Source organism: Secundilactobacillus paracollinoides (assembly GCF_001702155.1).
In the GTDB taxonomy this organism is placed as follows: Bacteria; Bacillota; Bacilli; order Lactobacillales; family Lactobacillaceae; genus Secundilactobacillus; species Secundilactobacillus paracollinoides.
Map to the genome: position 1 here is coordinate 1,281,117 of NZ_CP014912.1, position 24,993 is coordinate 1,306,109.

The window sequence follows — 24,993 nt, forward strand, 5'->3', positions numbered from 1 at the left end:
TCGCTCCTTTTTTCGTTTGAGACTATTATAGCACATGTACTAATGAAACGTGCAGCAAGGCGTTTTGAGGGCGGAGTATCTTTCTAGTATTGGGTACAGGCCGTTGCATTCCACAATTTGGCGGGTCGTTGTCGTGGCTCGCGATGCCCCTAATTCAACTGAACCAGTGCCATCTAAATGGATGGCCATCGTCTCGCACATCAGTAACCGACCATAGAACGGTCGCTAACTGATGTCGACACCACGACAACCTCTCAAATTGCTGCATTCCAGTGACGGTGAGCTACCTTTCTACCACCAGTTAAGTATCACAATGGCGTTAATCCATGGTTGAAGAGCAATCCGTCCTTGACAACAGTGCTTCGAAAAATTCTTGGTAGTAAACAAGAGACGTGACACAAAAACGACGTGACCTTCAAATGAAATCGAAATTCGCGTCGTTAGGAAACTGCTATTTTTAGCCCAGTTTCGTTTTTGGTGAGTGGCTAAGTTAATTAGTCAGATTTGGTGAGTTTACCAATGGCGATTGGCAGTGAAACCGGCAACTGAATCCTCAGTTTTCTTCCTGCGTCGCCTGCTTCCGGAAAATAAACACTTTACTAAACAGGTAGTTGACGACAACGATGACCACGTTATCGATCACCTTTGTGAGCAACGGCGAAGCATGCAATACTGAGATGCCCAGCCACATCATGCCCATGTCCATAAACAAAGAGACGATTCGAAAGAAGAAAAACGAGCCAAGTTCGGTGAGAAATGCTTGTGAGGTGGTTGTTTTCGAATCAAAGACCCACAGCTTGTTGGTGATGTAGGCAAAGAGGACGGAAACGAACCAGGCGATGACCGTGGCGACCTGATAGTTCCAGTGGGCGTGGGTGTCGAGGATGTCGAAAACCCCAATGTTAACAAGGGTGGTTAACACGCCGAAAACGAGATAGCTGATGACACTGGCGTATTGGTGCCATAATTGCTTGATTTTAATCATTGAATGACTTCCTTACTGGTCGCGTCTAACGCGCAGCAGCGGTGTAGATAAAACTGCTGTGTGGATAGGCGTGCGTGTTGATTTTGAGCGGATCAGCCGCTAATTTGTAGCGTTGCATTTTGACGAGTGAGACAAGTTGCGCGCGCTGAGTGGTATTTTTAATCTGAATCTGATAGGTGCCCTGTGGCAGTTGCTGCTTCGTAAAGTAGTTGTCGCGGCCGCTAGTCAACCCATATCGGGCATGAGTCTTCTGGTTGACCAACCATGCTTGGGCCTGTGAGCCGGGTATTTTTTGAAGCGTAAAGTCGTTGATTGCCCGGTTCACGGTGACGTTTTGTGTCATCGTAGTTCCCGGCTGCATGGCGGTTGGTTTCGCGTCGAATTGCAGGGATAATTGACTGCGCTGAGCAGCCACGATCACGCGTTTATGCGACGTTAACGGGATGACGGATAATACCAGAATGGTACTTGCCAGAATGACGGACCCCCAAGTCAGTGTTTGCCGACTGTTAGGGCGTTTCATCCATGCCGGATACTGGAGGACTGGGGTTGGCAAGGCCATGATCATGAGTAGCAACGGGAACAGTGCCTGTCCGTACCGGTTCTCCGTTTCCCAGAGGAAGGTGTGGAATGCCAGATAGCCTAAGGCCGTTAAAATGGCGAGATCCATAACGGGAACGGTCAGGGACTGTTTGCGTTTCATCAACGCAATGCACTTCATCAAAATATAGCAGTCAAACGTCACGAAATAGACGCGCATGACCACTTCGCTGAGAAAGTGGATCCGACTTTGGTGGTCGAGATACCAGCTTGGTGCCTGGCGAAACCCGCCCATGTAGGACTGTTGGATACCGCCAACGTTCAATAAGATGGCGGCTTTTTGCAACCAGCGTTTGACAACGCCAACGGGTCCCAACGCGCGTAACCGATCGGGCAGAGCCGTTTTAAGAAACTGTTTTCGGGCGGCTTCATTAGGAAGTTTAGCTTCGGTCTGCACGTCGTCAAACATGTATTTACCGGTTCCCTGTGGGTTGTAGCTCATCCAGATCCAGTGGGCGGTCGGCACTTCGTACGTGGGATTATTGGTGAAGTGGGCCGCTTTAAACACGCCAGCCTGCGCGGGAACGGATGCGGCAAACCCAATTAAAACGATTGCCAGCGGGAGGCCGTATTTGACCAGTCGTTTACGATCTCGGATGAACAGGGCCACGATGATCAATACGGTGGCGATGGCTAACACAATGAGGTTGGGTTTGACCAATTGGCCTAAAACGATGGTTAAAAATAATGTTGGGCCAGCTAGCCACTTTTCCCACCGCTGGTACTGCTGCCAGCGGGCAATGATGTTGAAGCTGACGGCGAGGCAGAAAAGAATCGGCAGGTCAGAATACAGGACCTGCAGGTAGTAGGTGTACGCAAATGGGCTGCAGAGAAAGAACAGCAGCATGCCCAGCACAAGGTCGTTTCGCTTACTGAAGCGGTGAATCGTCCGCAGACAGATGGCGATGAAGCCGTCTAAGAACCCAATCGACATGAGGTGGATCGCCGTGTTGGTGGTGAGGTGAAACACGTTGGTGATCTTCAACCATTCGGCCAACATATACGTGATCGGCACGTTATTTGGGAAGCGCCAGAAATAAAGGGTACTGCCCCAATCGTAGTGACCGCGGCTCAAGAGCTCGGCCTGGTAGATGACCCGAAACGGATCATGGTAGACAGTGGCCGGGAAAAAATGCAGTTCCAAAAGTTGCAGTATAAAGATCACAACTAAGCCGATTCCGGTGATCGTTGTGATCTGACGGTAATTGAAGCGGTCCACCAAAACTTTAAAAGGCCGCCAAAAGGCCCAGACCAGTAAACAACCGATCAAGACCAGACAGCTGACCCAGAAATTTTTTGGATAGATAATGTTTGATAGGATGCCAATCAAAACGCCACCGCTTAACAGCAGCGGCAGCACGTTCATCAGTGGTTTGCCTTTAATCATGAGTTGCCCCCCAACTATGGTTTCAATTGTGAAACGCGGGCGCTGTTTAACTTCGTTCATGACCTTGCCAACGTATTCGCCGATGATGCCTAGACTGGCCATCTGTAATCCCCCTAAGATCCAGATGGAAATCATCAGCGATGACCAGCCGTGAACGGCGAGGCCAAGGAACTTTGACAGTAACGAATAAACGAGCGCTGCGACACCGAGTAGTACGGTGATTACTCCAAGAACCAATATAGCACGAACGGGGGCTATTGACAGCGATGTAAGCCCTTCCCAGGCAAAAGAAATCATTTTCTTAAGCGGATATTTAGATTTACCGGCTGTTCGCGGTCGGCGCTTGTAATAAACTTTGGTTGACGAGAACCCCAGCATGGGGATCACCCCGCGGATAAACAGGTACGTTCGGGGTACTGCAACAGTGTTTTGACGGCTCGTTTTGACATCAAGCGAAAGTCGGCGTGATTTTGGACCATGCGCACGCCTAAAAACGCTAGGGTCCGATAGAACAGCAGGGCGGAATTGCGTTTGAACCAAGTGTCCGTTTCACGGTTGTTTCGCACCCCGTAAACGATGTCCTTGCCGGCAACAAACTGGTCAACCATTTCGGGAATCACAGCCGGATCATCCTGCAGGTCAGCGTCGATGGTCACCACGGCTGCCGCGGTTTTAACAGCCTCCTGCATCCCTGCCATCAACGCGTTTTGATGGCCAAAATTGCGACTGAACTTTATCCCAGTAATCCGTGAATTAACCCGATTTTCTTCGGTAATGATGTCCCAAGTGCGGTCGGTGGACCCATCGTCAACGACAACAATGTTGGATTTGAAATCAAATAACTGGTTTTGAATCAACTGATCCTCAATCTTTAACAGCGTCTGCAGGCTTTCGTGGAGGAGCTCCTCCTCATTGTAAGCCGGGACGACGATGGTTAGTTTTTCCATCTAATTCACTTCTTTCTCTCCTTGGGCGTGACGCGCCAGTCGCGGGGCGATCAGCTTAAGATAGGTGACACGCATGGCGGACCACCAAACAAGTGCCAGCAATAGCGCACCCAGGACGTCACTTGGATAATGGTCACGCAGATAGACCCGCGCAAACACGATGACCGCTAGCCAAATGACGGCTAGTAGGGAGATTGCGAGTTGCGCTTCCTGGTCTTTGAAGTAGGGCACTAAAACAAAAATGACGATGAGGACAAGCGTGGCAGTGCTAATGGTGTGACCACTTGGGAAACTAAAGCCAGTGTCGGGCACCAACTGGGCACTTGGCCGCGGCCGGCGAACGAGTTCCTTAGTGACAAACGCCACGCCGTCAGCGCCAAGTTCCGCGCACATGATCCAGATAGCGTTGAATCGGTCGTGAATGAACCAGCAACAGCCGGCCAGCGTTGTCGCAATGGCCAGATTTACCGCAGGACTGCCCAAGAGAGAGACTTCTTTGAGGGTGAACGTGCGATTCGGATTATCAAAGTGAGATAACAGTATCTGAAAATGGTGATCAAATAAGTGCAGCCAGGCCGCGTGTGTCACCACGCCTGACGTGAGAATCAAAAAGAGGACTAGGGCAGTTCCGCCGACCACTAGCCACAGCGGTTGTTTACGCATTGAGATTAGGTCCTTTACGATTTTTGACGAGGGTAGCAATGGCAGCTGGTAAGATCGAAACCACCACAATGGCAATCATGATCAGTTCAAAGTGAGCTTGCACGACCGGGATATTGCCAAAGAAGTAGCCGGAAAGAATGGCAATGGCAACCCAAGCAACGCCACCCAGGATGTTATACAAAATAAATTTGCGGTACGGCATTTTGCTAACGCCGGCAGTGAATGGAATCAACGTCCGGATGATCGGCATAAAGCGTCCAAGGAAGATGGCACTGTTGCCGTGTTTTTTAAAGAACCGTTGCGCCGATGCAAGGTGCTGCGGTTTGATCACGCGTTGCCACCTTGGTGAGGTTAGCCGGTGACCGAAACGGTGGCCAATTTCAAAGTTGACACTATCACCCGCGATGGCCGCGAGGGAAAGCAGCCCAATGAGCACGAGATGGTTTAACGGATGCGAAGCCATGGCGGCCAGCGACCCGCTTAAAAATAGGAGCGAGTCGCCCGGCAAGAAAGGGAAAACAACCAGACCAGTTTCGATAAAAATAACGGCAAATAACCCAACGTAAACCCAGGCACCGTACTGACTGATCAGAATCGGCAACAGATGGTGAATGTTGAAAATTGATGCAAGTAATGCAGTGATCATGGAAAGACCCCTTTTCGGTGTATTTCGGTTAAGTGTTTTTAGTAGTATTGATAACACCGTCTATCATAGCGGGAAGGGGGTGGTTGAAAAAGAGGGGGAAAATAAATTGAAAATGAGAAAATTTCAGAGAGCGCGGAACAAACCGGTTAAAGACTGGAGTAGAGGGGGACTATTTTATAAAATCCCGGGCTTGGATTTTGTAAAATAGTCCCCCTCTGTGCAAGTCTTTGGTTTGTGGAGCGCGCTTCGGCTATGTCGCCAAGAAAGACCACCCCTACAGTTTATAAAAAATGCAGCAAACACAAAAAAGAACCTCACTGAAATCCAGTAAAGGATCTAGCAAGGTTCCATTTAGATGAACAAGATAGTTCATTCTCGGTATTTCCTAAAGGATCGCTTAACGCCATAACAAGGCAGGTTACCCTAATCAATCTGCTTAGCAGTCGTCTCCGGTCCCCAAACAAACGCGATAATTGCAGCAACAATAGCCAAACCGGCAATGAAATAGAGTACCATGCTGACGGAGGAGACACTCAGGAAGAAGACGACCAGGTATGGCATCCCAAAGTTAGCGAGTTTTGCCAACCCATTTGCGACGCCTGATCCGCGGAACCGGTACTTGGTTGAGAAGAGTTCAGTGACGTAAACACCAATGATCGTGGCGTTGAGAATGTAGAAGCAGCAGGTGAGCAGGAAGCCAACGATGACGATGCCGACGGGTGAATTTAGGTGGGCATACGTGATACCGAAGACGGCCACCAGCGCAAAGGCAATAATGATGTTGAGTTTCCGGCCGATTCTTTCAACCAGTCGTGAACCGATGAAGGCCCCAACTGGCGCACCGATCATCATTAGGGTTGAATAAACCAGCGAATTAGCAATGTTCACACCCTGTTTGACCAAAAGGGTGGGTGCCCATGAGGTAAACGTATATTGACACACCATGGCGGCAATGGCGAGGGCAATCGCAACGAATGTATTGCGGCCCAGGTGTTTATCGACATCGGATTTTTCCGTGGTGCTCGTTTTTTCAACCACTTCAGCAGGTGCCTTATGCTCAGCATCCATTTCGGCATTCAGTATGTCCAACGTTTCTGCCGCAGCGTCGTAGTGTTGGTGTTCAATGTTCCAACGGGGCGATTCTGGCAAGTTGTGACGGAAGTAACTGAAAATGATGGCAGCAATGCCGCTGATGAAGAACATGCCACGCCAAGTAAAGCGGGGGATAACGATCAAACAGAGTACCATTGCGATAGGCGCGCCGATGTTGGCGATAAACGAGGCCGTGGTGCACCATTTACCACGCGTTTTGACTGGTGCGAATTCGTTGATGATGGAAAAACTGGTGACCAGTTCAGCGCCCAGCCCAATTTCACTGATAAACCGGCTGATAATTAAAATAGTCATGTTGGGCGCGAAGGCACCGATGAAGGTAAAGACACCAAACAGCAACAGGTTCCACTGGAAGGCCTTCATCCGGCCTTTGGTATCACCAATGACACCTGCGGCCACTGACCCGATAAATAGGCCTAAAAAGCCCAGTGATAGGAAGACGGAGTTTTGCGCTGTGGTGGAAAAATGAGTTGCCGTAAAGGAGCTCATTGTCCCACTGGCGAGGTAAATATCCATAGCGTCTAAGAACAGACCAGCTGCCGTCAGGAAAAAGATGCGGCGAAACGTCTTTGTCGTTTGAATGGCGTTCATTCTATGTAATAATGCGTCGGCCACCTTTGGCTGGTAAGCGTCGGTGGTGCTTGGTGCTGACATTGCGCGATCTGACATATGTGTATCCTCCTTAGTAAATGTTGTGATGAAAAATAAAAACGCCCTCAAACGAGTTAATCGTTCAAGGACGCTTCCGCGTGGTAACCACCTGTATTCGCAACCCGTTCACACGAGCTGCCTCAACGAGTACGTATTCATACTCTGACCTGATAGTGGCGGTCCAACCACTAGCTCTCGAAAAAGCTAACTGGGTCATTCATCTTTCAAGATAAGGTCGTGACGCCTTTCCACCACCGGCGCTCGCTTGACATGACGCTTATCTCGACTCCATGAATCCTCTTCATCACGTTGTATTAACTTAACAGAAGCTATTTTACTAGTTTATAATTAGAAATGTCAACGGTTTTCTAATTGTATTCTCATTTTATATAAAGCCTGAGTCGTCAGATGATTCATAATCGCGTGATTGATTGGGGCTTCCATTGCTAGGTGATAGTCCGTTGCATTCCACGATTTGGCACTCCGCTGCGCGGCTCTCGAGTGGATCTTCATCGTCTCGCATGTCACTAAATGGCCAGTTCGACTGTTACATTGTGGAAACGTGTTCCGCAAGCCAGAACGCTACTGTGTAAGGACCTATTGACTCAAATCCAAGCCCGGGATTTCAGCCAATAGGCCCTTACACTCCGCATTCTAACCGGCTTGCTACACACTCTGGCATCTTCGACACCACTGCTCCGTGCCAAATCGTTCCATTCCACTGACGTTGAGATTACTTTGTACAACTAGTTAAGCATCGCAATTTCATTAAAAATAGTTTGCGGAGAATCCGCCCTCGACTGCTAGTAAGATCATTGACAACAATGCTTCTCACAATCTGCTAGTCACTGATAACAATTGATTGATAGAATTCGTAACACGACTAGAAAGATCCGATTGATTTAAGTGGTTTGACGACTATAACCACCGGTAGGCATCAAGTATAATAAGACCAGTTGGGAGTTATCACAGAAAGGAAGTGCCACCATGCAGCCATTTATGAGTCGCGATACGATTAATGTTAAGTTGATTCGGTATCTGGACGACCAACTTGAAACGGTTCAAATTGGCCAGGTTGCCCGGGCGTTAAACGTGGATCGCAACACGGTTAAAACACATCTTGCAGCACTGCAATCCTTGATTCAACAGCATTTTTCAGCGGCTGACATGGCACTAACAGTGTCGCCTAAAACTGGCGTGCAGTTTCATCGGCGTGCGACCGTGAATTTGAATCAGATCATGTTGTTGCTGACGGATGAATCGCTGCTGACGATACTGTTAAAAGCGACGTTTGATGGGAAGGTTCACAGTTTAAGCCAATTTAATGACCTGAACTTTGTCAGTGATTCGACTGCCAAACGGCACGTAAAGGCGTTACAAACCCACTTGGCGCTGTTCGGACTGCGGTATTCACCCGCCAGTAATGAACTGGTTGGCAATGAAGCGTTGATTCGGTTGTGCTACTACCGAGTGTACTGGGAGACTTATTCACACTTTGAGTGGCCTTTTCCACAGTATTCACAGGTGGCCATTATTGATAAGATTCAAAGTTGGCTAAGCGACCGGCAAATTCATTTAGGAGAAGCGGCGCAGTTGCAGCTTGCCTATTGGTGGGTCATTTCAACGCAACGACAACGTCTGGGACATCTGATTGAATTGCCGCAAGCCGTTTTGGAAGCACAGATTCACACACGGCCGGTTGCTCAGTGGATGACGCCACTCATGCCAGCAGGGCAGGAAGCGGTCTTTTTGAGTTACTGCTGAGCGTTTTTCTGTATCCGGCAACAGCCCGTTCAACTCAGTGTCGGCCACTTGGTTGGTCAGGCCACTCATCAACTACTGACAGCGTTGGAAGCGCGATTTGATCAGCAACTGACTGAACAGGATACGCAGGAAATTTGTTATCAGCTGGATCGGATGCACAGTTATACGCTGATTTTTCCAAAGGGTGGGCTGATATTAGAACGTGATAGTTTACAACAAACACTGACGCAACAACGCCCCTGGGTGGTCGCAACTCTAGCTGACCTGTTAAAAAAGTGTGCCGAGACGGATAACGACGCCTTTCAAAATCAGTCTTATTTGTTAGCAAATTTGATTCCATTAGTGCTGCGCTATTTTGATACGAGCGTGTTGAATCCGCCGCTACGGGTCTTTTTAGCACTTGATGCGGCGCCCGCTTATCGGTCATGGCTTCAGGCGCAACTTGTTGCGCATCTTTCGGATCAATATCGCGTTCAGTTTGTCCCGAAGCGGTCAGAATGTGATCTTGTCGTCACAAATATGGATATCGCGGTATCGCAACCGCTCATTTCAATCAACACGCCGCCGAACCATCGTGATTGGGCAACATTACAGGAATTTCGGATATAAAAGGTCATTTTTTCATTACTTGATGATGAAAGAGTGACCTTTTTTAGATACCAAACGGGCGCTAGAATGACAGTCAGTTGCTAATCAAATTTTAATAAACGGAGGCATACATATGACAATCACAGCAGCAACATTTACCAGTGACGACCAGACGATTATTCCTGGCGTTGCGGATGCACAGTCAGCACAAACGGTACAAGAGGCGGGGTTCTCAGCCGCCTATCTTAACGGCTACGATGTTGTCCGGACACAGTTAGGGCAAACAAACGAGGGTCTGACATCACCGTCTGAAATGGGCGATGTCCTGCGTCACGTGAAGGAAAACGTAACCGGGCCAGTCATTGTGGACGCCGAATCGGGGTTTGGTAATCAACTGACCACTTACTTTGTCGCTCAGAATCTAGAACGCTCGGGTGCTGCCGGTCTGGTGATCAACGACCAGATTTTCCCGGCCCACACCAATGACGCAGAAGTTGCCATCATTGCCTTTAGCGATTTTGTGGCGAAACTGAAGGCGGCCAAGGATGCGTTTGACGATGCGCAGACGCTGTTGTTTGCAGAATTAGATGGTGTGCAAGCCTACGGTGCGGATGGTTTAGCAAAGCGGGTAGCTTATTTGAAACAACATAACCTCGCCGATGTCATTTTGGTGGGCCATGTCAGTGAGGACACCTTTGCGGCTGTTGACGCCTTGGCAGAAACGCAGGCGATCGGCGCGGTGATAAACGATGTCCGGGACGGCTATTTTAGTGGCGAACCGGCAAGTCATTTTACAGCGGTCTTTCACACAGGAGCGATTTCAGCAGCCCGCAAACAGGCCGAACAACTGGCAATTCAAGCATTCAACGCAGAAGTGGAGGCAAGATAAATGACAAAAGCAGATCGGATGAGAGCAGCGTTTAAAGAAATGTGTTTCAGCGGTGACCTGGTCAATTTGGTTGTGGCTCCGGATGCCTTAAGTGCCAAAATTGCGGAACGGTCAGGATTCAAAGCCATTTTCCAAGCAGGGTATGCCACCTCAGCTAACAAACTCGCCCAACCAGATCGCGGGATCGCCGACTTCGGCCTCATGAGCAACAGCGCCCGCGAGATCATCAACGCCGTCGACATTCCCGTGTTTATTGATGCCGACACCGGTTACGGCGATGAGCAAAACATTGCCCGGTTGGTGCGCGTGTACGAAAACATGGGTGCAGCTGGTCTTTTCATTGAAGACCAAACCTGGCCAAAACGATGCGGGCACATGGATGGCAAGACAATTGTGCCCGAAGACGTGATGATCAGTAAACTCAAAGCGGCTGTCAATGCGCGACAGCATGATGATTTCTTGATTATGTCCCGGACGGATGCATACGCCGTGACAGGGCTGCAAAGCGCCATTGACCGGTCTCGCCACTACCATGAAGCCGGAGCAGATCTGGTATTTGTTGATGCACCGAAGACCAAGGCTGATATGCAAAAAGTGGCTGACAGCTTCCCGGATGTGCCAGTAATGGCTAACATGATTGAAAATGGCAAAACGCCGCTGATGACCAACGACGAGATTCACGACATGGGCTTTTCAATCGCCGTTCACCCGAACGTGCTCGTGTACACCGAAGCCTTTGCAACGGAGCGGTTGCTTAAGGACATGGTGACGCTTGGCACAACCAAGAATCAAATGGATCAAATGGTGACCTTCCCACAATTCAACAAGTTCATTGGGCTAGACGACATTAATGCTTTGGAACAGAAGTACGCTACTGCACCGATTCAGCTTTAAGCCGTTGTTGATCGCACAAAAAAAGGAACCCATTTCGGTTCCCTTTTTTTGTGAATTTTTTTAATGCTCATCTTTCGTAAACGTCAGCGAAAAAATCGTCCCATGCGGTTCGTTATCCGCAACAGTTAAGGTCGCGTGGTTCAGTTCTGCTAACTGACTGGCAATGGCAAGTCCCAATCCAGTTCCAGCAATCGTGCCGCGGATATCACTGCTGCGGTAAAAGCGTTCAAAAATGTGCGCTTTATCCGCATCGGTGATGCCGGCACCCTGATCGATCACCTGAATGCGTACGTGATTGGTCGTTGTCGACAGGACCAGTTGAATCGGTTCGCTGACCGGTGTGTACTTTCCGGCGTTGTTGAGCAGGTTAATGATGATCTGCTCGATACTATCTGCGTGCGCGGTAATGTGAATGTTTTCAGGGATGACAGTCGTCAGTTGCTGCTGCAATTCAGGCCGCATTTTATCAGCAATCTCAGTCAATGAGGCACTAAGATCATACGGGGCGAGTGGTAAGACTGCCCGATCGGCGCGCGAAAGGCTCAATAGTTCTTCCACCAGCGATTGCATTTGGTGGGATTCATCGTTGATGTAGTTGACCGATTTAGCGATAACTTCTGGATGTTCTTTACCGCGCCGCTGAATGAGTTGGGCGTGGCTGCGGATGGTTGCAATCGGCGTCCGCAGTTTGTGCGCCGCGTTTGAAATAAAGAGTTTTTCCTGTTCTGACTGCTTGTACAGCTGACTTAACAGGCGGTTAAAACTGTTGGCGAGGTCGGTGACTTCCGTTGGCCGTTTAGGGACGGGCAGCATAAACGATTTTTGCTGATTTCCGGTCGATGCAGTTCCGGCACTATCTGTCAGGGCACTGAGCGGTTTCGTGATGCGCTGAGAGATCACTTTGATGTAAAAGGGTGTAATGAACAGGGTCAAAATAAGGATGAAAATGGCCACGATCACCACCCGCAATAGGAGGGCGACCTGATCATTCAGGCTCATCCAAAGTTGATAGTTGATGCCCTTCGCATGGCCCGTGTTGTAGTATTCAAAGCCAGTGTCATCAACGTAGTACAAGTTTTCAATAAACGGAATTTTGGTTTGTCTGTGTTTGAGCAGCCGCTTTGTCCCAGGCGAATAGTAGTACTTGGCATCCGCATCTTTGCGCATATTATGGACCAGTACCTGACTGGTACTGGTATCAAGCGTGCTGTTCAACCGCCAATTTTTCCAGTCGTCGTTGCCGTCGATAACGGTGTTTTCAAGACTATTGATCACGTGCTGTGAATCAACCGCGCTCGTTTCCAGCAATTCGTGACCCACCGCAACCACTGTGGTGAGACTGGACAGCAGGATGATCAATGTGACTAAGAATAGGAAACTGCGCAGCATAATTGCGGAGCTGTTTTGCCTTAATTTTGCCATAGCGGTGCCTCACTTAGTCGTTGACGGACAAGACATACCCCACACCGCGGACCGTGTGGATCAGCTTGGTCTTGTCGGGGAAACGGTCGATCTTATTGCGCAGGTAACGGATGTAGACGTCGACAATGTTGGGCTGGCCGTCGAAATTAACGCCCCAAATCGCATCTAGCAATTCGTCACGCGTAAACGTCTTGCCCACATTTTTCATCAATTCCAACAGCAGGTTGAATTCACGCTGGGTCAGCTGAATGTTGTGGTCACCGCGCATGACCTGTAGTTTGGTGGTGTCCACTACGAGGTCATCTAATTGGTAAACGTCATCGGTCTGGCTGCCGGAAATTTGGCGGGGACGGCGTAAAACAACTTGCATTCGAGCCAGCAGTTCCTCAATGTCAAACGGCTTGGTGACGTTGCCATTAGCGTTGTCGCAGATATGTCTAAGGAAGATGATATTAAGAATCTAGTTAAGGAAGCTGTTGAAACCTATGGGCAGCTTGATATTCTCGTGAACAATGCTGGTATCATGGATAACTTCAAGACTGTTGGTAACGTCACAGATGATCTCTGGAACAAGGTCATTGCCATCAACCTGACCGGGCCATTCTTAGCAAGTCGTGAAGCCATCAACGTGATGAAGGATCAGGAACACGGTGGGGTCATTATCAATAATGCCTCAGTCGGCGGTCTGTACGGTGCACGTGGTGGGGCGGCATACGCTGCTTCAAAGCACGGTCTATTAGGGTTGACGAAGAACATTGCCGCCACCTATGGCACGTTTGGAAACATCTGCGCCAATGCAATCGCTCCCGGGAGTGTTGCCACAAACATCGGTAACAGTATCACGGATCCGGATCCCCTTGGTGGCCAAGCAATTGCGGCCACAGGTGCGAATGACTCACCGATGGGACAACCGGAACAGATTGCCGCAGTGGCAGTTTTCTTGGGGTCAGAAGATTCCAGCTTTGTGAATGGTGACGTAATCAAAGCGGATGGCGGTTGGACAGCAAGATAGCATTTAAAATCATAACTTAAACATAAAACGAGACTGAGAAATTACCCATTTCCCAGTCTCATTTTATGTTTAAATACAAAGGCCTTATTTTTGGTACGCAGCAACTAATCCAGGCAAAATGTCTGTCAGTTTAACGGTCCCTAAGACGGGTGCGGCCTTGCGGAGATCTGCGTAAAAAGCCTCATTGCGTTGCGCAGCGCCCATCAATGTAAAGCCTTGAGCGGCGTCTTCAGAGGCCCCTGACTGCAGCATCCCAGCCCTTAACTGGTCATCTGAAATCTGAACCCAGTGGAGATCAGGAATGTTTAAGGCATCCGCAAACGCCGCAACGATTTCTTGACCGGTCAGCCACTGACTAATAACGTAGTGGACACCGTTAGTGGGTTGCGGGTCATTCAGGGCAGTCACAATGGCAGCAGAAATGTCCTTAGGGTCTGTCCAACCAGTTTCAACGGTGTCGGCATAGTTGTGCACGATGGCGTGTTGCGCCTTGATCGTCGCCAAATTGCCGTACATGTTTGAAAAGAAGCCAACTGCGCGCACGTTAGTAATGGTGACGTCAGGCAGCGTTGCCAAGATTCCTTCAATGATGTTGTAGATGTGAAGAACGCCAACTTCATCTCCCTGATCAGCACCAATGCTGCTGAGATTGACGATGCGTTTGACCTGCGCATTTGCCAAAGCTTGTTTGTAGATCGTTGCCAGTTTTGTCGCTGCATCATAGGCGGTTTCCTCACCGAGAAATGCGGTGACCATCAAGTACACGGCATCGGCACTCGTAAACGCTTTGGTGAGAAAGGCGACATCGAAGATAGAACCAACGGCGGCCTGGGCACCGAGTGCTTCAATTTCAGCAACACGGTCCTGAGAGCTAGTAATCACAGTGACATCGTGTCCCTGAGCAACCAGTGCAGGGATGGTGTAGCGGTTGATATGACCGAGTGACCCAATTAATGTAATTTTCATCATTTTTGCCTTCTTTTATTAAGGATAACTGTATCTTTTATGCTGGCAATTATAAAAGATACAGTTATCCTTTGTCAACCTTGAATTATTAAAAAAACTCGGTATGATTAATAACATGAAGAAAAAAGACACGCATAAAACTGAACAGCTGTTGCAGGCAGCCCGAGATATTATCATTTCCGATGGCGTCGCGGCAGTCTCGACGACCAAGGTGGCAAAAATGGTGGGCATCGCCCAGTCCAATGTTTACATCTATTTTAAAAATAAGGACGAGCTCCTACTCAGCGTTTTTCATCATGAACAGGCCCGCGTTAAGGCGTTTTTTGATGCCCGGATTGATCAAACGGCTGATCTCACAACACGCTTGAAAGCCTACATTGACGCCATGGGCGAGCTTGCGGTGACGGAGTGGGATACGATGACGATTCTAGAACAGATCAAGGCGATGCCGCATACCCCAGTGGCAGCTGAAGACGCGTTGCCAAGCGATGACCAGACTGTGCAGGCGCTCATGCAGGACGGGATTGACGCCGGTATTTTAAAACCAGTTGATCCGCGATTTCACATGACCGTAGTGTTTGGCTTGGTTCGCCGGTATAGTGACCTCGTGCGAAATCACGGCTATTCAGCTGAATTTGCGCCGATTCGGGCGATGATTTGGGATGCTGTTGCAGTTTAGCGATAGATTTGTGGTGTATGTACTATAGTGCTGAGTACCTGATTGATTGGTACTCGGCTTTTTTTTGTTTGATTTGTTTTACGAAACCCCTTTTTAAAAGGTATTCTAGGCCACATAGCTGAAACGCGTTCCAGAAAACTGAGGGCTACTGCCTAAGCAACTTCGGGCGCAAATGCCAAGTTCGGGCATTTCCGCCCAAAGTTGCTTAGGTTCCGCCCTCAACCCGTTTTCTTCCACGCTCTTACCAAACCCTCATGAGAAATACCCTCAAATCCGATAGAATGAACAATGAGATTTTAGAAAGCAGGGAATTTTTTTGCAGAATAACGACCATCCAAAGGGGAACTTTATCGGTCTCATTCCGTTCATTTTCTTTTTGATTTTATATATTAGTTCCGGCATCATTACCAGGAATTTCGACAATATGCCATTGCTCATTGCCATGATTTTGGCCAGTATCGTGGCCTTAGCGCTCAAGGGTGACAATAAAAACGATACGTTTGAAGATAAGCTGACCGTCTTTTTCAAAGGTGCAGGACAGGAGACCATGATCTTGATGATCGTTATCTTCATGCTGGCCGGTGGGTTTTATTACGTGACCAAGTCCATGCATGCTGTTGAAACAGTCACCAACATTGGGCTGACCTATCTGCCGCGACCATTCTTGGTTCCTGGTGTGTTCATTCTTGGCTGCATCATTAGTTTTGCGATGGGCACTTCAATGGGCACTGTTGCGGCGCTGATGCCAATCGCTGCCAGTATCGCCACCATCGGGCATATTAGTATGCCGCTGATGGCTGGTGTCGTGGTTAGCGGCGCCATGTTTGGCGATGATTTGTCGTTGATCTCGGCCTCCGCAATTGTTTCGGCGAAAACGCAGGGCGTGACCATTTTTGATAAGTTTAAAACAAACACGATCATGGTCGTGCCAGCGGTGCTGATCACGATCGTCTTGCTGGCGACTGTTACGGTTGGAAGCGGTGACGTTGGCAATCTTGGCACGATCAACTGGGTTAAAATTTTACCGTATATCATTGTCATTGGGCTGTCGTTTATGAATATCAACGTCATGATCGTCCTCACGCTGGGCATTGTTTCTGCGGTGGTGATCGGAATGATCTACGGTGATTTCGGGTTCGTTGCGGCCCTGGATGCCATCCACAAGGGCATGTTATCTATGGGTGACATCGCGTTTATTTCGCTGATTGTTGGTGGCTTGGCCGCACTCATGACACACATGGGCGGGATTCAATGGCTACTGGATAAAATTACGAAACACGCGAACGGACAGCTCGGTGGGAAGTTCGCGATTGCGTTTCTGATTTTGCTACTAGATGTGATCACAACGAATAATACGGTCTCCATCATGATTGCGGGGCCTATTGCAAACGACTTGGCGGATACCTACCATATCTCAAAATCGTATACTGCTAGCATTCTTGACGTCTTTTCCTGCGTTGGTCAGGGGTTGATTCCCTATGGTGGTCAACTCTTGATGGCGGCGGGAATTGCGCAGATCTCTGCGGTGTCAATTGTGCCTTACAGTTGGTACTGCATCGTGCTCGGCATCGTGTCGGTGATTTTCTTGTTGACGCGATTTTCACCTCGAGATGGACGGAAGCAGTTTTCGGCTTCGGCGGAATAGGACGCTGTTTTAAATGAATATGATAGTTGTACACAAAACAGGCGCCTTTCAAATGTGAAGGGCGCCTGTTTTGTGTTTATTGTTTTGTTGGCGACGTGGTTTTATGGTTACGTTGCCGAAACGTGTTCCAGGAGGCAAGGAGTTGCACCTAGTGGACTTCGCCCGCGAAAGCCAAACCCGGGCTTTCACGGACAAAGCCCACTAGGCTCCACTCCTTAACCGCCTCCTTCCACACTCTTGCTTTTAATCGTTCAAAGTAAACTGCAACTTCATCTGAGGTTCACCCAACGCCAAAATTTGGCCTAACAGCGTGTTCGCATACTTCTTCGCAACATCGGCCATCTTTGCGTTCACTTCAGTCAGGTAGGCTGCGGTATCGCTCTGGTTAGCGACTTCCTTATCCGCCTTGATCTGGATGTTGCGGCAATCGGCCACCGTGTTTTCTTCAAACAGGTTCTCCTGGTCTTCGTACAACGCAAAGTTGCTGTCGCCCAAGAGTGCCAAGATGTTGCTCAACCAATACATGTTAGCTGGATCACAGTCACCGGTGGTGTTCTTGTAGGCTTCTGGTGTGTCGTTAATGTTGGCATAGAACGGAATAACGGCGTTAAACGTGTTTGGTCCAAAGGCTAACCAGTGAATCCCAGCGATTTCTGCCGGTACATCGTTTCGAATCTGCAAAATGTGCAGTTCCTGGTTCCGGTTGATACCGATTGGGCGGAACTTCTTCTTGTCGGCTTCAGAGCCGGTACCGTATGGGTCGTACTGCGTGTTTTGGTAGTGAGAACTCAAAACAAACTTCAGGTCTTCAACACTGATCTTCTTGTCAGTCCGGCAAATAAAGGGCAGGTCCTGATCAATTGGGTCGGTATCAAATTCTGGGTTGAAGTATTTTTGGCCGTACCAGGCGCGTGGGTTGTTGTAACGGGTATCCTTGACCGTTGCACTGCCGAAAATGTGGCGCAGGTTGACCTTGTCTGAATCTGGGTTCAGATGGTAAGTCTCAATGAGTTCTGGCAGATCAGCCGCGAACAATGTATCTTCTGACGCAAAATCGAAGTCGTCAATGTTTAATCGGTTGGGTGCAACAACGTACGCGTCGTCAGGAATCCGAATCGCTGCCCAGTGGTGGCCACCGATGGATTCAAAGTACCAGACCTCATCCTTGTCAGAAAAGGCCATGGCGTTCATTTCATAAGTGCCATACTTTTCAAGCAGGGCACCTAACCGTTTGACCCCTTCACGCGCTGAGTTGATGTAGGGCAAGGTGATCGTGGTAATGTCTTCTTCACCGATCCCGTCGTCAACCAGTGGGTCAACGCCAAGGATGCGGGCGTTTGATGTGATGGTTTCAGTCGCTGTCATCGCAACGTTTTTACTGTTGATCCCGGCTGCGGCCCAGATCCCGTGGCCGTCGGTGGCGTCAGGTGTTGAAGAGTAACGCAGCGGGTTATCAGGCAAGTCAATCTCAACCTTGCTTAAAACTGCTTTGTAGTGTTTTGGCTGGTCTTCAGGCTGCACCAAAATGAATTTTTGTGGGTTTAATGGACCCGCACCGTCTTCGTTTCGGGCAATCATTGTTGAGCCGTCGATCGATGCCTTTTTACCAACGAGGATCGTGGTACAAGACCCTTTGATACGCTTTGTCATAACCATATCGCTCCATTTCATTTTTGTAATCTAATCCTTCTCTATTCTATGCCAGAATAGGAATTTAGGCTACTACTTGACGGTAAATAAAAGACTTCCAAGACTCACGTAAACGTCAGTTTTAGAAGCCAAATAACCTAGTTTTGAAGTCGTTTACCGGGCGACTGTTTCTGGTGAATTAACGAAAAGGGGCAGTTGCGGTTTGCCGAAATAGTAGCCTTGCGCGAGACAGACGTTTAACTGGTGCGCCATGTCAATCACTTCGGTCTTGGCCTCAAGGCCCTCTATCGTGAAGGCGAGTTTTGCGGCTCTAGCCGTGTGGTACCAGAAATTGATTCGCTGTGTGAGCTGGGTGGCACTATTTTCGTGCCGCATGTTTTGGAGAGCAAACTTCAAGCCATCGACGTAGTTTAGCGTATCCTTGGCGAGTTCATAGCTGTTGTCACTGCCAACGTCGTCCAATTCAATTCGAACGCCGCCAGCCCGGTAGATCTCGCTGATCCGCTGAACGGTGTCCGTTTCCGGAATGTCCATGATCTCGACGGTCAGGTTATCGGGTCCGTCGCCGCTCTGATAGAATCCAACGATGTCCACAGCGATGCGGGGATTTGAAAATTGAGAGGCGGTCAAATTAATGGCAACATTGCGGCATGAACAGTTGACGAGCGCTTCTCGCAGCAGACTGATGGTCTTGTTGGCGGTTAGGTCAAACTTGTTGGGCAGTACCCAGATGCCGCGGGTGTGGTCGTATTGACGAAGCAACAGCTCGTTTCGGATGAGTGGCCAGCCCGGCTGACTGAGGTCGTGAATCCCTTGGGTGAAGTAGGCGTATGTCGTTTCGGATTCAGAATCGGCGCGAACACGTTGCACAACCCCATCCACGGTAATAATGTCGCGACCGTTACGTTTGCTGGTGTACAGATTTTCGTCGGCGCGCTTATAAGCGTCTTCAATGGACGTATCGCAATCATTTAGCGCGGTGACGCCAATCGAAATGGTCACCTTGATCTTGTCGTCGTTGTACGTGAACGGGTGGCTGCGGACGGCCTCCCAACAGTTGGTGATAATCGGTAAGACGTCGCTTGGTGCCATGTCAGGGAAAACGATATTGAACTCCTCACCACCAGTCCGGTAAATTTGAGGCTTGCTGTCGAAGCTTAGCAGGGTGTCCTGCAGGGTGGTCGCAATGCCGACGAGCACCTTATTTCCCACAAGATGACCGTACTTATCGTTAATCAGTTTAAAATGGTCGACATCCAGTGCCACTAGGGATACCGGTTTGTGTGTTTGGCGCGATTCGTCATACATTTCGGTAATGTCGCGCTGGTAGTGCGAATACGTTTTAGCGTTCGTGAGCGCATCGTAATTGGCCAGTTGCGCCATGTGCTCGTTATGCTGTTCTTGGTAGTACTGTTGGATCCAATACCGGCTAGTGAAGGCGGCCATTAAGACAAACATGATGATGGCTTCGGCGGCCACTTCGTAGCTCATGCGCATCCCACCCGAAACATTGGGTAGTGTGAGCCAGAAGAGCATGCTGAGGACAGCGGCTCCGGGCAATGCCAGCCAGTAGGTCAATCGAATTTTTTCGTGATAGCGTCGAATAGCCGCCAAGATAACGACGAGGCCAAGGAGCGACAGCATAAAACGGGCCGAGGTGAGGTCGCCGATATGGTGCGCGATCCAAATACTGATGAGGGCGATTGACCGCTCCGAATATTCCCAGAGGTTGATCTTATCGTCCAAGAGCGGAAAGGTGAGGACAAAAAGACCAATATTGTGATACATCATGGCGTTTGAAGCCCCAACATAGCCGGCAAGATGCAATATACCGCCGACTACGAGGGCAAGCGCCATGAGGTAGAGTCGACCAGCAATTTGCTGACGATGCGTCTTGGTATTGTGCTGAAACACGTCATTCCACACCCTAAGGTAGTAGGTGACAAATCCTGACATAAAGAAAATAGCGATCAGTAGCTGGGTGAGCCAAGGTCCCAGTGAGACAAGTTGCATTTCGTGCACCGTTTTGTGCCTCCTGACATTTTGGGTGCCTGCATTCGTGATGATGCAAACAAGTTGGTGGGCGATAACATGCGAAAAGGGCGGTATGTTGCACTAAATACCGCCGTCAACGGGCTTGTTGTTGTACGGATGAGGTGAGAAACAAAACACTTTTCTTTAGTTGTACGTGTTTACGTGATAAACGTCAATGTGAATGAGTGAATTTGTATCTATTACTGGGTAAGTGCGGGTTTGTTCTTTGAGTTGTATGTAGTGTGGATAATTGACTTTTGTCAGTTGGGGTTGGAAATTTTTTTTGTACTGGGGAATCTATTTTTCTAGCTTAATGAGGGAGATACTGCGCCTAGTCGACTTCGACAGAAAAAGTCAGGGCTGGTCTTTAACAGTACCTGACTTTTTTAACGCTTTCTAACGACACGTTTTTAATATAGTTTACTTATTTTCTATAGTTAATTTGCTAAAGTGGCGATTTACATAGTTTGACTATCTTACCTAGCCTAAACGTGCGACACGGGGCAAGGAGTTGCACCTAGTGGACTTCGCCCGCGAAAGCCAGGCCCGGGCTTTCACGGGCAAAGTCCACTAGGCTCCACTCCTTAACCGCCCCTGGTTTTGCACTCTTGCACTCTAACACTCTATCAATGCCGGCATCCCCGTATAATACCCTTGAATAACGTCGCACGGGTACTTCGTGCGGATGACTTCCAAGTCTTCTTCATTTTCCAGACCCTCAATGGCGAGCATTTTGTCATATTTTTGCGCCATGTTGTACCAGTATGAGACGTGCGATTCGATGTCACTAATATGGTTAAATGGTCGGAAATTTTGCAGCGCGAACTTGTACTCATCAATGTAATCGTCTAACGCTAAAACAAGTTCGGGTGTATTGTCGCCGGTGCCCACGTCGTCGATGCAGACAAGCAGGCCTTCGTCATGGAACCGTTTAGCTGCGCGTGACAGTTGGTTGAGCGTCACACGCGGGTCAGTGCGCTCCGTTAACTCGGTAAACAACTGAATGTCGGTGGTGTCTTGCACACTGGCAACGGCGTCAGTAAAGACGGGATCAATAAACTGAATTTGCTCGAGGTTAAATGAAAGAAGTTCGATGTTGTCGGGCATTGCCTGAACAGTGTCAGATAATAGGTGCTGAATTTGGCCAGCGGTAATGGCACAGAAATCCTGCGGTAAACACCACTGGTTATTCTGATATTCACGGATGAAAAGCTCATAGCCGATTGGCTGTTGAGTGGCTCCGTCTGATCTAAATTTTGGCTGACCATAGAACTTTAGCATATGCACGCCCCCACGTTAAAATAAAACGGCCCAAACATGTCTTTCACATGTACGGGTCGTATGCTCGAAAGGGTTCTCATCGAGCTTGAGCAAAATTATTTAAGTGATTAATGTCGCATCGGTTTCACAGTTTCAAATATACCATTCCACACACTTATTATAGTAATTGCTGACGAGAATTTCAACTAATTTGTCATATTTGTCGGTAATTAATTTTGATTGAAAATACCTGCTCATCATGATAACTGGCACTTTCCGGTGTTTGTTTATATTATTTGTTTAATTAGACCAGTATCGACTAATAGCTGCTCAAGATGGTTTACGGGTGCATCAGAAGCCTTAGACCAATCAGAAGGATTTGGGCCGATGCGGGTGTAGTCGTTAGCTAAGACGGCCTGATTCGTGAAATGGTCAGCAAGATAACTTACCGTTAGAATACCTGAAACACGTATGGATGACAACTGTCACTGCTGATTAATTTTAGTTTGTCGGCCAACTGAAATTGACTTCTTTTCAATATAGTATAGAATACTACATAAATAGTTTTAAAGACTAGATAGAATGGAGCATGGTTATGAATTCGCGAATTGGCTTACTGGTCGACTCCGCGGCGGATGTGCCGTCTGCAGTGCTGGCCGCCAACGACAATATTGAAGTGGTGCCGTTGAACCTGATGATCGATGACGTTGCGTATTTGGATCGGGTGACGATCACACCAGATGACTTTTATCAAAAACAAGCCGTGTCTGATACGCAAGCGAAAACGGCGAGTCCTAGTATTGGCGAGACTCAGCAACGAATCGAAGCCTTAAAGCAGCGGGGCTATGACCAGATTATTGGAATTACGATCTCCAGCGGGTTATCCGTTACGAACACAGTGTTTAACAACGCGGCCACTGTTACACAGGATGCAACGGTGACGATTATTGACACCAAGAATATTGGCATCGGTGCGGGGTTACAGGCCGCCTATGCCGAAAAATGCATTCAGGCTGGGTTTTCGTATGAGGTAATCGTTAAGGCCATACAGGATTCTGTTTTACAAAGTCACGTCTATTTTTACATTCCAACGTTAAAATATCTGCGTGCGGGTGGTAGAATCGGAAGGGTAGCGGGATTAGTCGGCACGATGCTGAGTATTAAACCGGTGATCTCCTGTGACGAACATGGCATCTACTATCCGGTGGCCAAGGCGCGGACAGAGACTAAGGCAGTTGCTAAGCTGGTTGCCTTAGCGTTAGACCACTGCGTACCGGGAACGACATTTCAAGTTGCGGTTACGCATGGCGCTAATCTCGAGCTACTGAATCAGGTGGTCCACCAATTACAAAGAAAATTGCCTGACCAGCCGATTTTAACTGGTGATGTGTCCCCAGCACTTGGGGTTCACACCGGTCCCGGCCTAGTGGGCATTGCTGTTCAAGTTGGTGACCTGCCGCATTAAAAGGGAGGGGCATTGCGGTGTCCAACGAGCAAAGTATAAAACTGCCATTGTGGGCCGAGCTGCCTCAATTGAGCCTGCATTTGGATCAGTTATTAGATATCACAAATATGTACCTGGAACCGATTATCGGTGACGCCATTACGAAGACGATGATGCACAACTACTTTAAGGCCGACATCATTATTCCACCGGTCAAAAAACGGTATTCGCAAAAACACGTTGCGGGGGCCATCGTAGTCGGGTTATTGAAAAATGTGTTTACGTTAGATGAAATCAAACAGGCGCTGGTTTGGATCTTGGCGGATGCCACGGCACAGCAGGGTTACGATAATTTCGTCAAGATGTTTAACGAACAGGCGGCCAAGCCGCAGTTGGAACCGGCCAGTGTGACAAGCATTGACCTGGACCAGGCGTCGCAGTCAACGGTGTTGCAGTATGAGGCAGTGCAATCGATCCTGTATTGGCTGGCAGCTAAGAATCGGTTAGCAGCAGCTGTGAAGGCGAAGACGATTGACTACCAACACCGCGTGACAGACGCGTGCGGTGGTGCCTTTTTTCTCGGTGTTGTTTCACGTGAAACATAATAAATTGGGGAGACACAACATGCCAACTAAATTACTTAAAAATGGATTGCACATCATCATTGGGGCAATGGTGTATGCGATTGCCATTAACTATTTTCTGATCCCTAACCGAATCGGTGAGGGCGGGGTGACCGGTCTGACAACGATTGGGTACTATGCGCTACATATCCAGCCGGCACTAACGAACTTTGTTTTGAATGGCATCCTTTTAATCGTGGGATTTCGCTATTTAAAGAAGAGTACTGTTTTTTACACATTATGGGCCGTGATTTGGATCTCAATCTTTCTGAAGGTTCCAGTCCTGTTTCCGTATAAAACGGACCAGACACTGATTGCGGCCATCTTTGGCGGCGTTTTGATGGGTATCTCTATGGGGCTGATTTTTCGGGCGGAGGGGACGATTGCTGGCAGCACGATTCTGGCTAAGATCATGAACCGTTATTTTGGAGTCCGAAACGGATCGGCAACGCTGTGTTTTGATTTAATGGTCGCCATTCCCTCTGGGCTGATTATTGGGTTTCAGAATATGTTACTGACGGTGATCGAACTCTATATTTCTGCGGTAGTGTTGAATAAGTATCTGGAAATGTTGGGGACGGAGCGCGCCATCATGGTCATTTCAAAGGAAAACCAGCGAATCGCGAAATCGCTATCGGAAAATATCGGCCACGGGGTGACAATGTTGAAGTCGAGTGGGTTTTACAGTAAATCTGACGAGGAAGTGCTGTATTTTATTTGCACGCCGCAGCAGTGGACGCTGGTGATTCCAATCGTGCAGTCGATCGATCCGGATGCGTTTGTGATTACTGAGGGTGTTAGGAGTGTAAGGGGACAGGAGTTGAGTCAATTGTTGTAGAGTGTGGAGCAAGGCGTTTTGAGGGCGGAACACGTTTCGGCAATGTGAAAAAGGAGCGCCGAGGCCAGCACCATTCGGTTGAAGAAAACCAGAAAAGTCCGGTCCTAACTTTTAGCCAGAGTGGCTTACGCAATAGCCCTTGCCTTGCGGAACACGTTTCGGCAATGTGAAAAGGGAGCGCCGAGGCCAGCACCATTCAGTTGAATAAAACCAGAAAAGTCCGGTCCTGATTTTTAGCCAGAGTCGCTTACGCAGTAGCCCTCAGCCTTGCGGAACACGTTTCGGCAATGTGA

General features: G+C 48.7%; 19 protein-coding genes and 2 pseudogenes. 10 read left to right on the forward strand and 11 right to left on the reverse strand.

The window, feature by feature from the left end; translation table 11 throughout:
• Positions 1–553 precede the first annotated feature (553 nt).
• From AYR61_RS05395 to AYR61_RS05420, 5 genes and pseudogenes are all read right to left on the reverse strand, one after another.
• The gene (locus AYR61_RS05395; protein ID WP_065902026.1) at positions 554–985 is read right to left on the reverse strand and encodes a GtrA family protein; all 432 of its coding nucleotides are present in this window, start codon (positions 983–985) and stop codon (positions 554–556) included.
• Positions 986–2,990: 2,005 nt separating this feature from the next.
• Positions 2,991–3,919, reverse strand: a pseudogene (locus AYR61_RS15500) (glycosyltransferase family 2 protein); the annotation flags it as partial.
• On the reverse strand, positions 3,920–4,582 hold the full coding sequence (locus AYR61_RS05405) for a phosphatase PAP2 family protein (protein WP_054707595.1): 663 nt from the start codon (positions 4,580–4,582) through the stop codon (positions 3,920–3,922).
• Complete coding sequence (locus AYR61_RS05410) at positions 4,575–5,228, reverse strand: VTT domain-containing protein (RefSeq protein WP_065902027.1); 654 nt, start codon at positions 5,226–5,228, stop codon at positions 4,575–4,577. Before AYR61_RS05410 ends, AYR61_RS05405 begins: the two co-directional genes overlap by 8 nt.
• Positions 5,229–5,651: 423 nt before the next feature.
• Complete coding sequence (locus AYR61_RS05420; RefSeq protein WP_083215492.1) at positions 5,652–7,010, reverse strand: MFS transporter; 1,359 nt, start codon at positions 7,008–7,010, stop codon at positions 5,652–5,654.
• Positions 7,011–7,979: 969 nt separating this feature from the next.
• Between AYR61_RS05420 and AYR61_RS05425 the strand changes: the two genes are divergently transcribed.
• The 4 genes from AYR61_RS05425 (at position 7,980) to AYR61_RS05440 (ending at position 11,127) form a co-directional block, all read left to right on the forward strand.
• Complete coding sequence (locus AYR61_RS05425; protein WP_065902031.1) at positions 7,980–8,756, forward strand: helix-turn-helix domain-containing protein; 777 nt, start codon at positions 7,980–7,982, stop codon at positions 8,754–8,756.
• A gap of 84 nt (positions 8,757–8,840) precedes the next feature.
• Positions 8,841–9,365 carry a hypothetical protein gene (locus tag AYR61_RS05430; protein ID WP_191982286.1) on the forward strand — a complete coding sequence of 175 codons (525 nt, stop codon included), beginning with the start codon at positions 8,841–8,843 and terminating at the stop codon, positions 9,363–9,365.
• 112 nt (positions 9,366–9,477) lie between these two features.
• A complete protein-coding gene (locus tag AYR61_RS05435; protein ID WP_065902036.1) occupies positions 9,478–10,233 on the forward strand; it encodes an isocitrate lyase/phosphoenolpyruvate mutase family protein in 756 nt (251 codons plus the stop codon).
• A complete protein-coding gene (locus tag AYR61_RS05440) occupies positions 10,234–11,127 on the forward strand; it encodes an isocitrate lyase/PEP mutase family protein (RefSeq protein ID WP_065902038.1) in 894 nt (297 codons plus the stop codon).
• Between the two features lie 60 nt (positions 11,128–11,187).
• On the opposite strand, the gene AYR61_RS05445 is transcribed toward AYR61_RS05440, so the two are convergent.
• Together AYR61_RS05445 and AYR61_RS05450 are read right to left on the reverse strand one after the other, a co-directional pair.
• Complete coding sequence (locus AYR61_RS05445) at positions 11,188–12,549, reverse strand: HAMP domain-containing sensor histidine kinase (protein ID WP_065902040.1); 1,362 nt, start codon at positions 12,547–12,549, stop codon at positions 11,188–11,190.
• Between the two features lie 13 nt (positions 12,550–12,562).
• A pseudogene (locus AYR61_RS05450) lies at positions 12,563–12,970 on the reverse strand (response regulator transcription factor); the annotation flags it as partial.
• Here AYR61_RS05450 and AYR61_RS05455 point away from each other — a divergent pair.
• Positions 12,914–13,561 carry an SDR family oxidoreductase gene (locus AYR61_RS05455; RefSeq protein WP_225356518.1) on the forward strand — a complete coding sequence of 216 codons (648 nt, stop codon included), beginning with the start codon at positions 12,914–12,916 and terminating at the stop codon, positions 13,559–13,561. The pseudogene AYR61_RS05450 and the gene AYR61_RS05455 overlap by 57 nt on opposite strands.
• Before the next feature lie 84 nt (positions 13,562–13,645).
• Here the strand turns inward: AYR61_RS05455 and AYR61_RS05460 are convergent, their stop codons facing one another.
• Positions 13,646–14,530, reverse strand: a complete 885-nt coding sequence (locus tag AYR61_RS05460) for an SDR family oxidoreductase (RefSeq protein WP_083215494.1) — start codon at positions 14,528–14,530, stop codon at positions 13,646–13,648.
• 112 nt (positions 14,531–14,642) lie between these two features.
• On the opposite strand from AYR61_RS05460, the gene AYR61_RS05465 reads away from it, so the two are divergent.
• Positions 14,643–15,206: a TetR/AcrR family transcriptional regulator gene (locus tag AYR61_RS05465; protein ID WP_065903810.1), complete on the forward strand. Its 564-nt coding sequence runs from the start codon at positions 14,643–14,645 to the stop codon at positions 15,204–15,206.
• 316 nt (positions 15,207–15,522) lie between these two features.
• A complete protein-coding gene (locus AYR61_RS05470; RefSeq protein WP_065902046.1) occupies positions 15,523–16,851 on the forward strand; it encodes a Na+/H+ antiporter NhaC family protein in 1,329 nt (442 codons plus the stop codon).
• 243 nt (positions 16,852–17,094) lie between these two features.
• On the opposite strand, the gene AYR61_RS05475 is transcribed toward AYR61_RS05470, so the two are convergent.
• From AYR61_RS05475 to AYR61_RS05485, 3 genes are all read right to left on the reverse strand, one after another.
• Positions 17,095–18,501: a C69 family dipeptidase gene (locus AYR61_RS05475; protein WP_056987076.1), complete on the reverse strand. Its 1,407-nt coding sequence runs from the start codon at positions 18,499–18,501 to the stop codon at positions 17,095–17,097.
• Positions 18,502–18,654: 153 nt separating this feature from the next.
• Positions 18,655–20,514 carry a sensor domain-containing diguanylate cyclase gene (locus AYR61_RS14855; RefSeq protein WP_225356533.1) on the reverse strand — a complete coding sequence of 620 codons (1,860 nt, stop codon included), beginning with the start codon at positions 20,512–20,514 and terminating at the stop codon, positions 18,655–18,657.
• A gap of 636 nt (positions 20,515–21,150) precedes the next feature.
• Complete coding sequence (locus AYR61_RS05485; RefSeq protein ID WP_056987070.1) at positions 21,151–21,816, reverse strand: EAL domain-containing protein; 666 nt, start codon at positions 21,814–21,816, stop codon at positions 21,151–21,153.
• Positions 21,817–22,390: 574 nt separating this feature from the next.
• On the opposite strand from AYR61_RS05485, the gene AYR61_RS05490 reads away from it, so the two are divergent.
• From AYR61_RS05490 to AYR61_RS05500, 3 genes are read left to right on the forward strand one after another with little or no spacing between them, the layout of a single operon-like run.
• Positions 22,391–23,260, forward strand: coding sequence for a DegV family protein (locus AYR61_RS05490; RefSeq protein ID WP_065902048.1), 870 nt, complete (start codon positions 22,391–22,393; stop codon positions 23,258–23,260).
• Positions 23,261–23,277: 17 nt separating this feature from the next.
• Positions 23,278–23,844: a DUF1836 domain-containing protein gene (locus AYR61_RS05495; RefSeq protein WP_065902049.1), complete on the forward strand. Its 567-nt coding sequence runs from the start codon at positions 23,278–23,280 to the stop codon at positions 23,842–23,844.
• 19 nt (positions 23,845–23,863) lie between these two features.
• Entirely contained in the window at positions 23,864–24,700 is an 837-nt protein-coding gene (locus tag AYR61_RS05500; protein WP_065902050.1) for a YitT family protein, read from the forward strand.
• Positions 24,701–24,993: the final 293 nt, after the last annotated feature.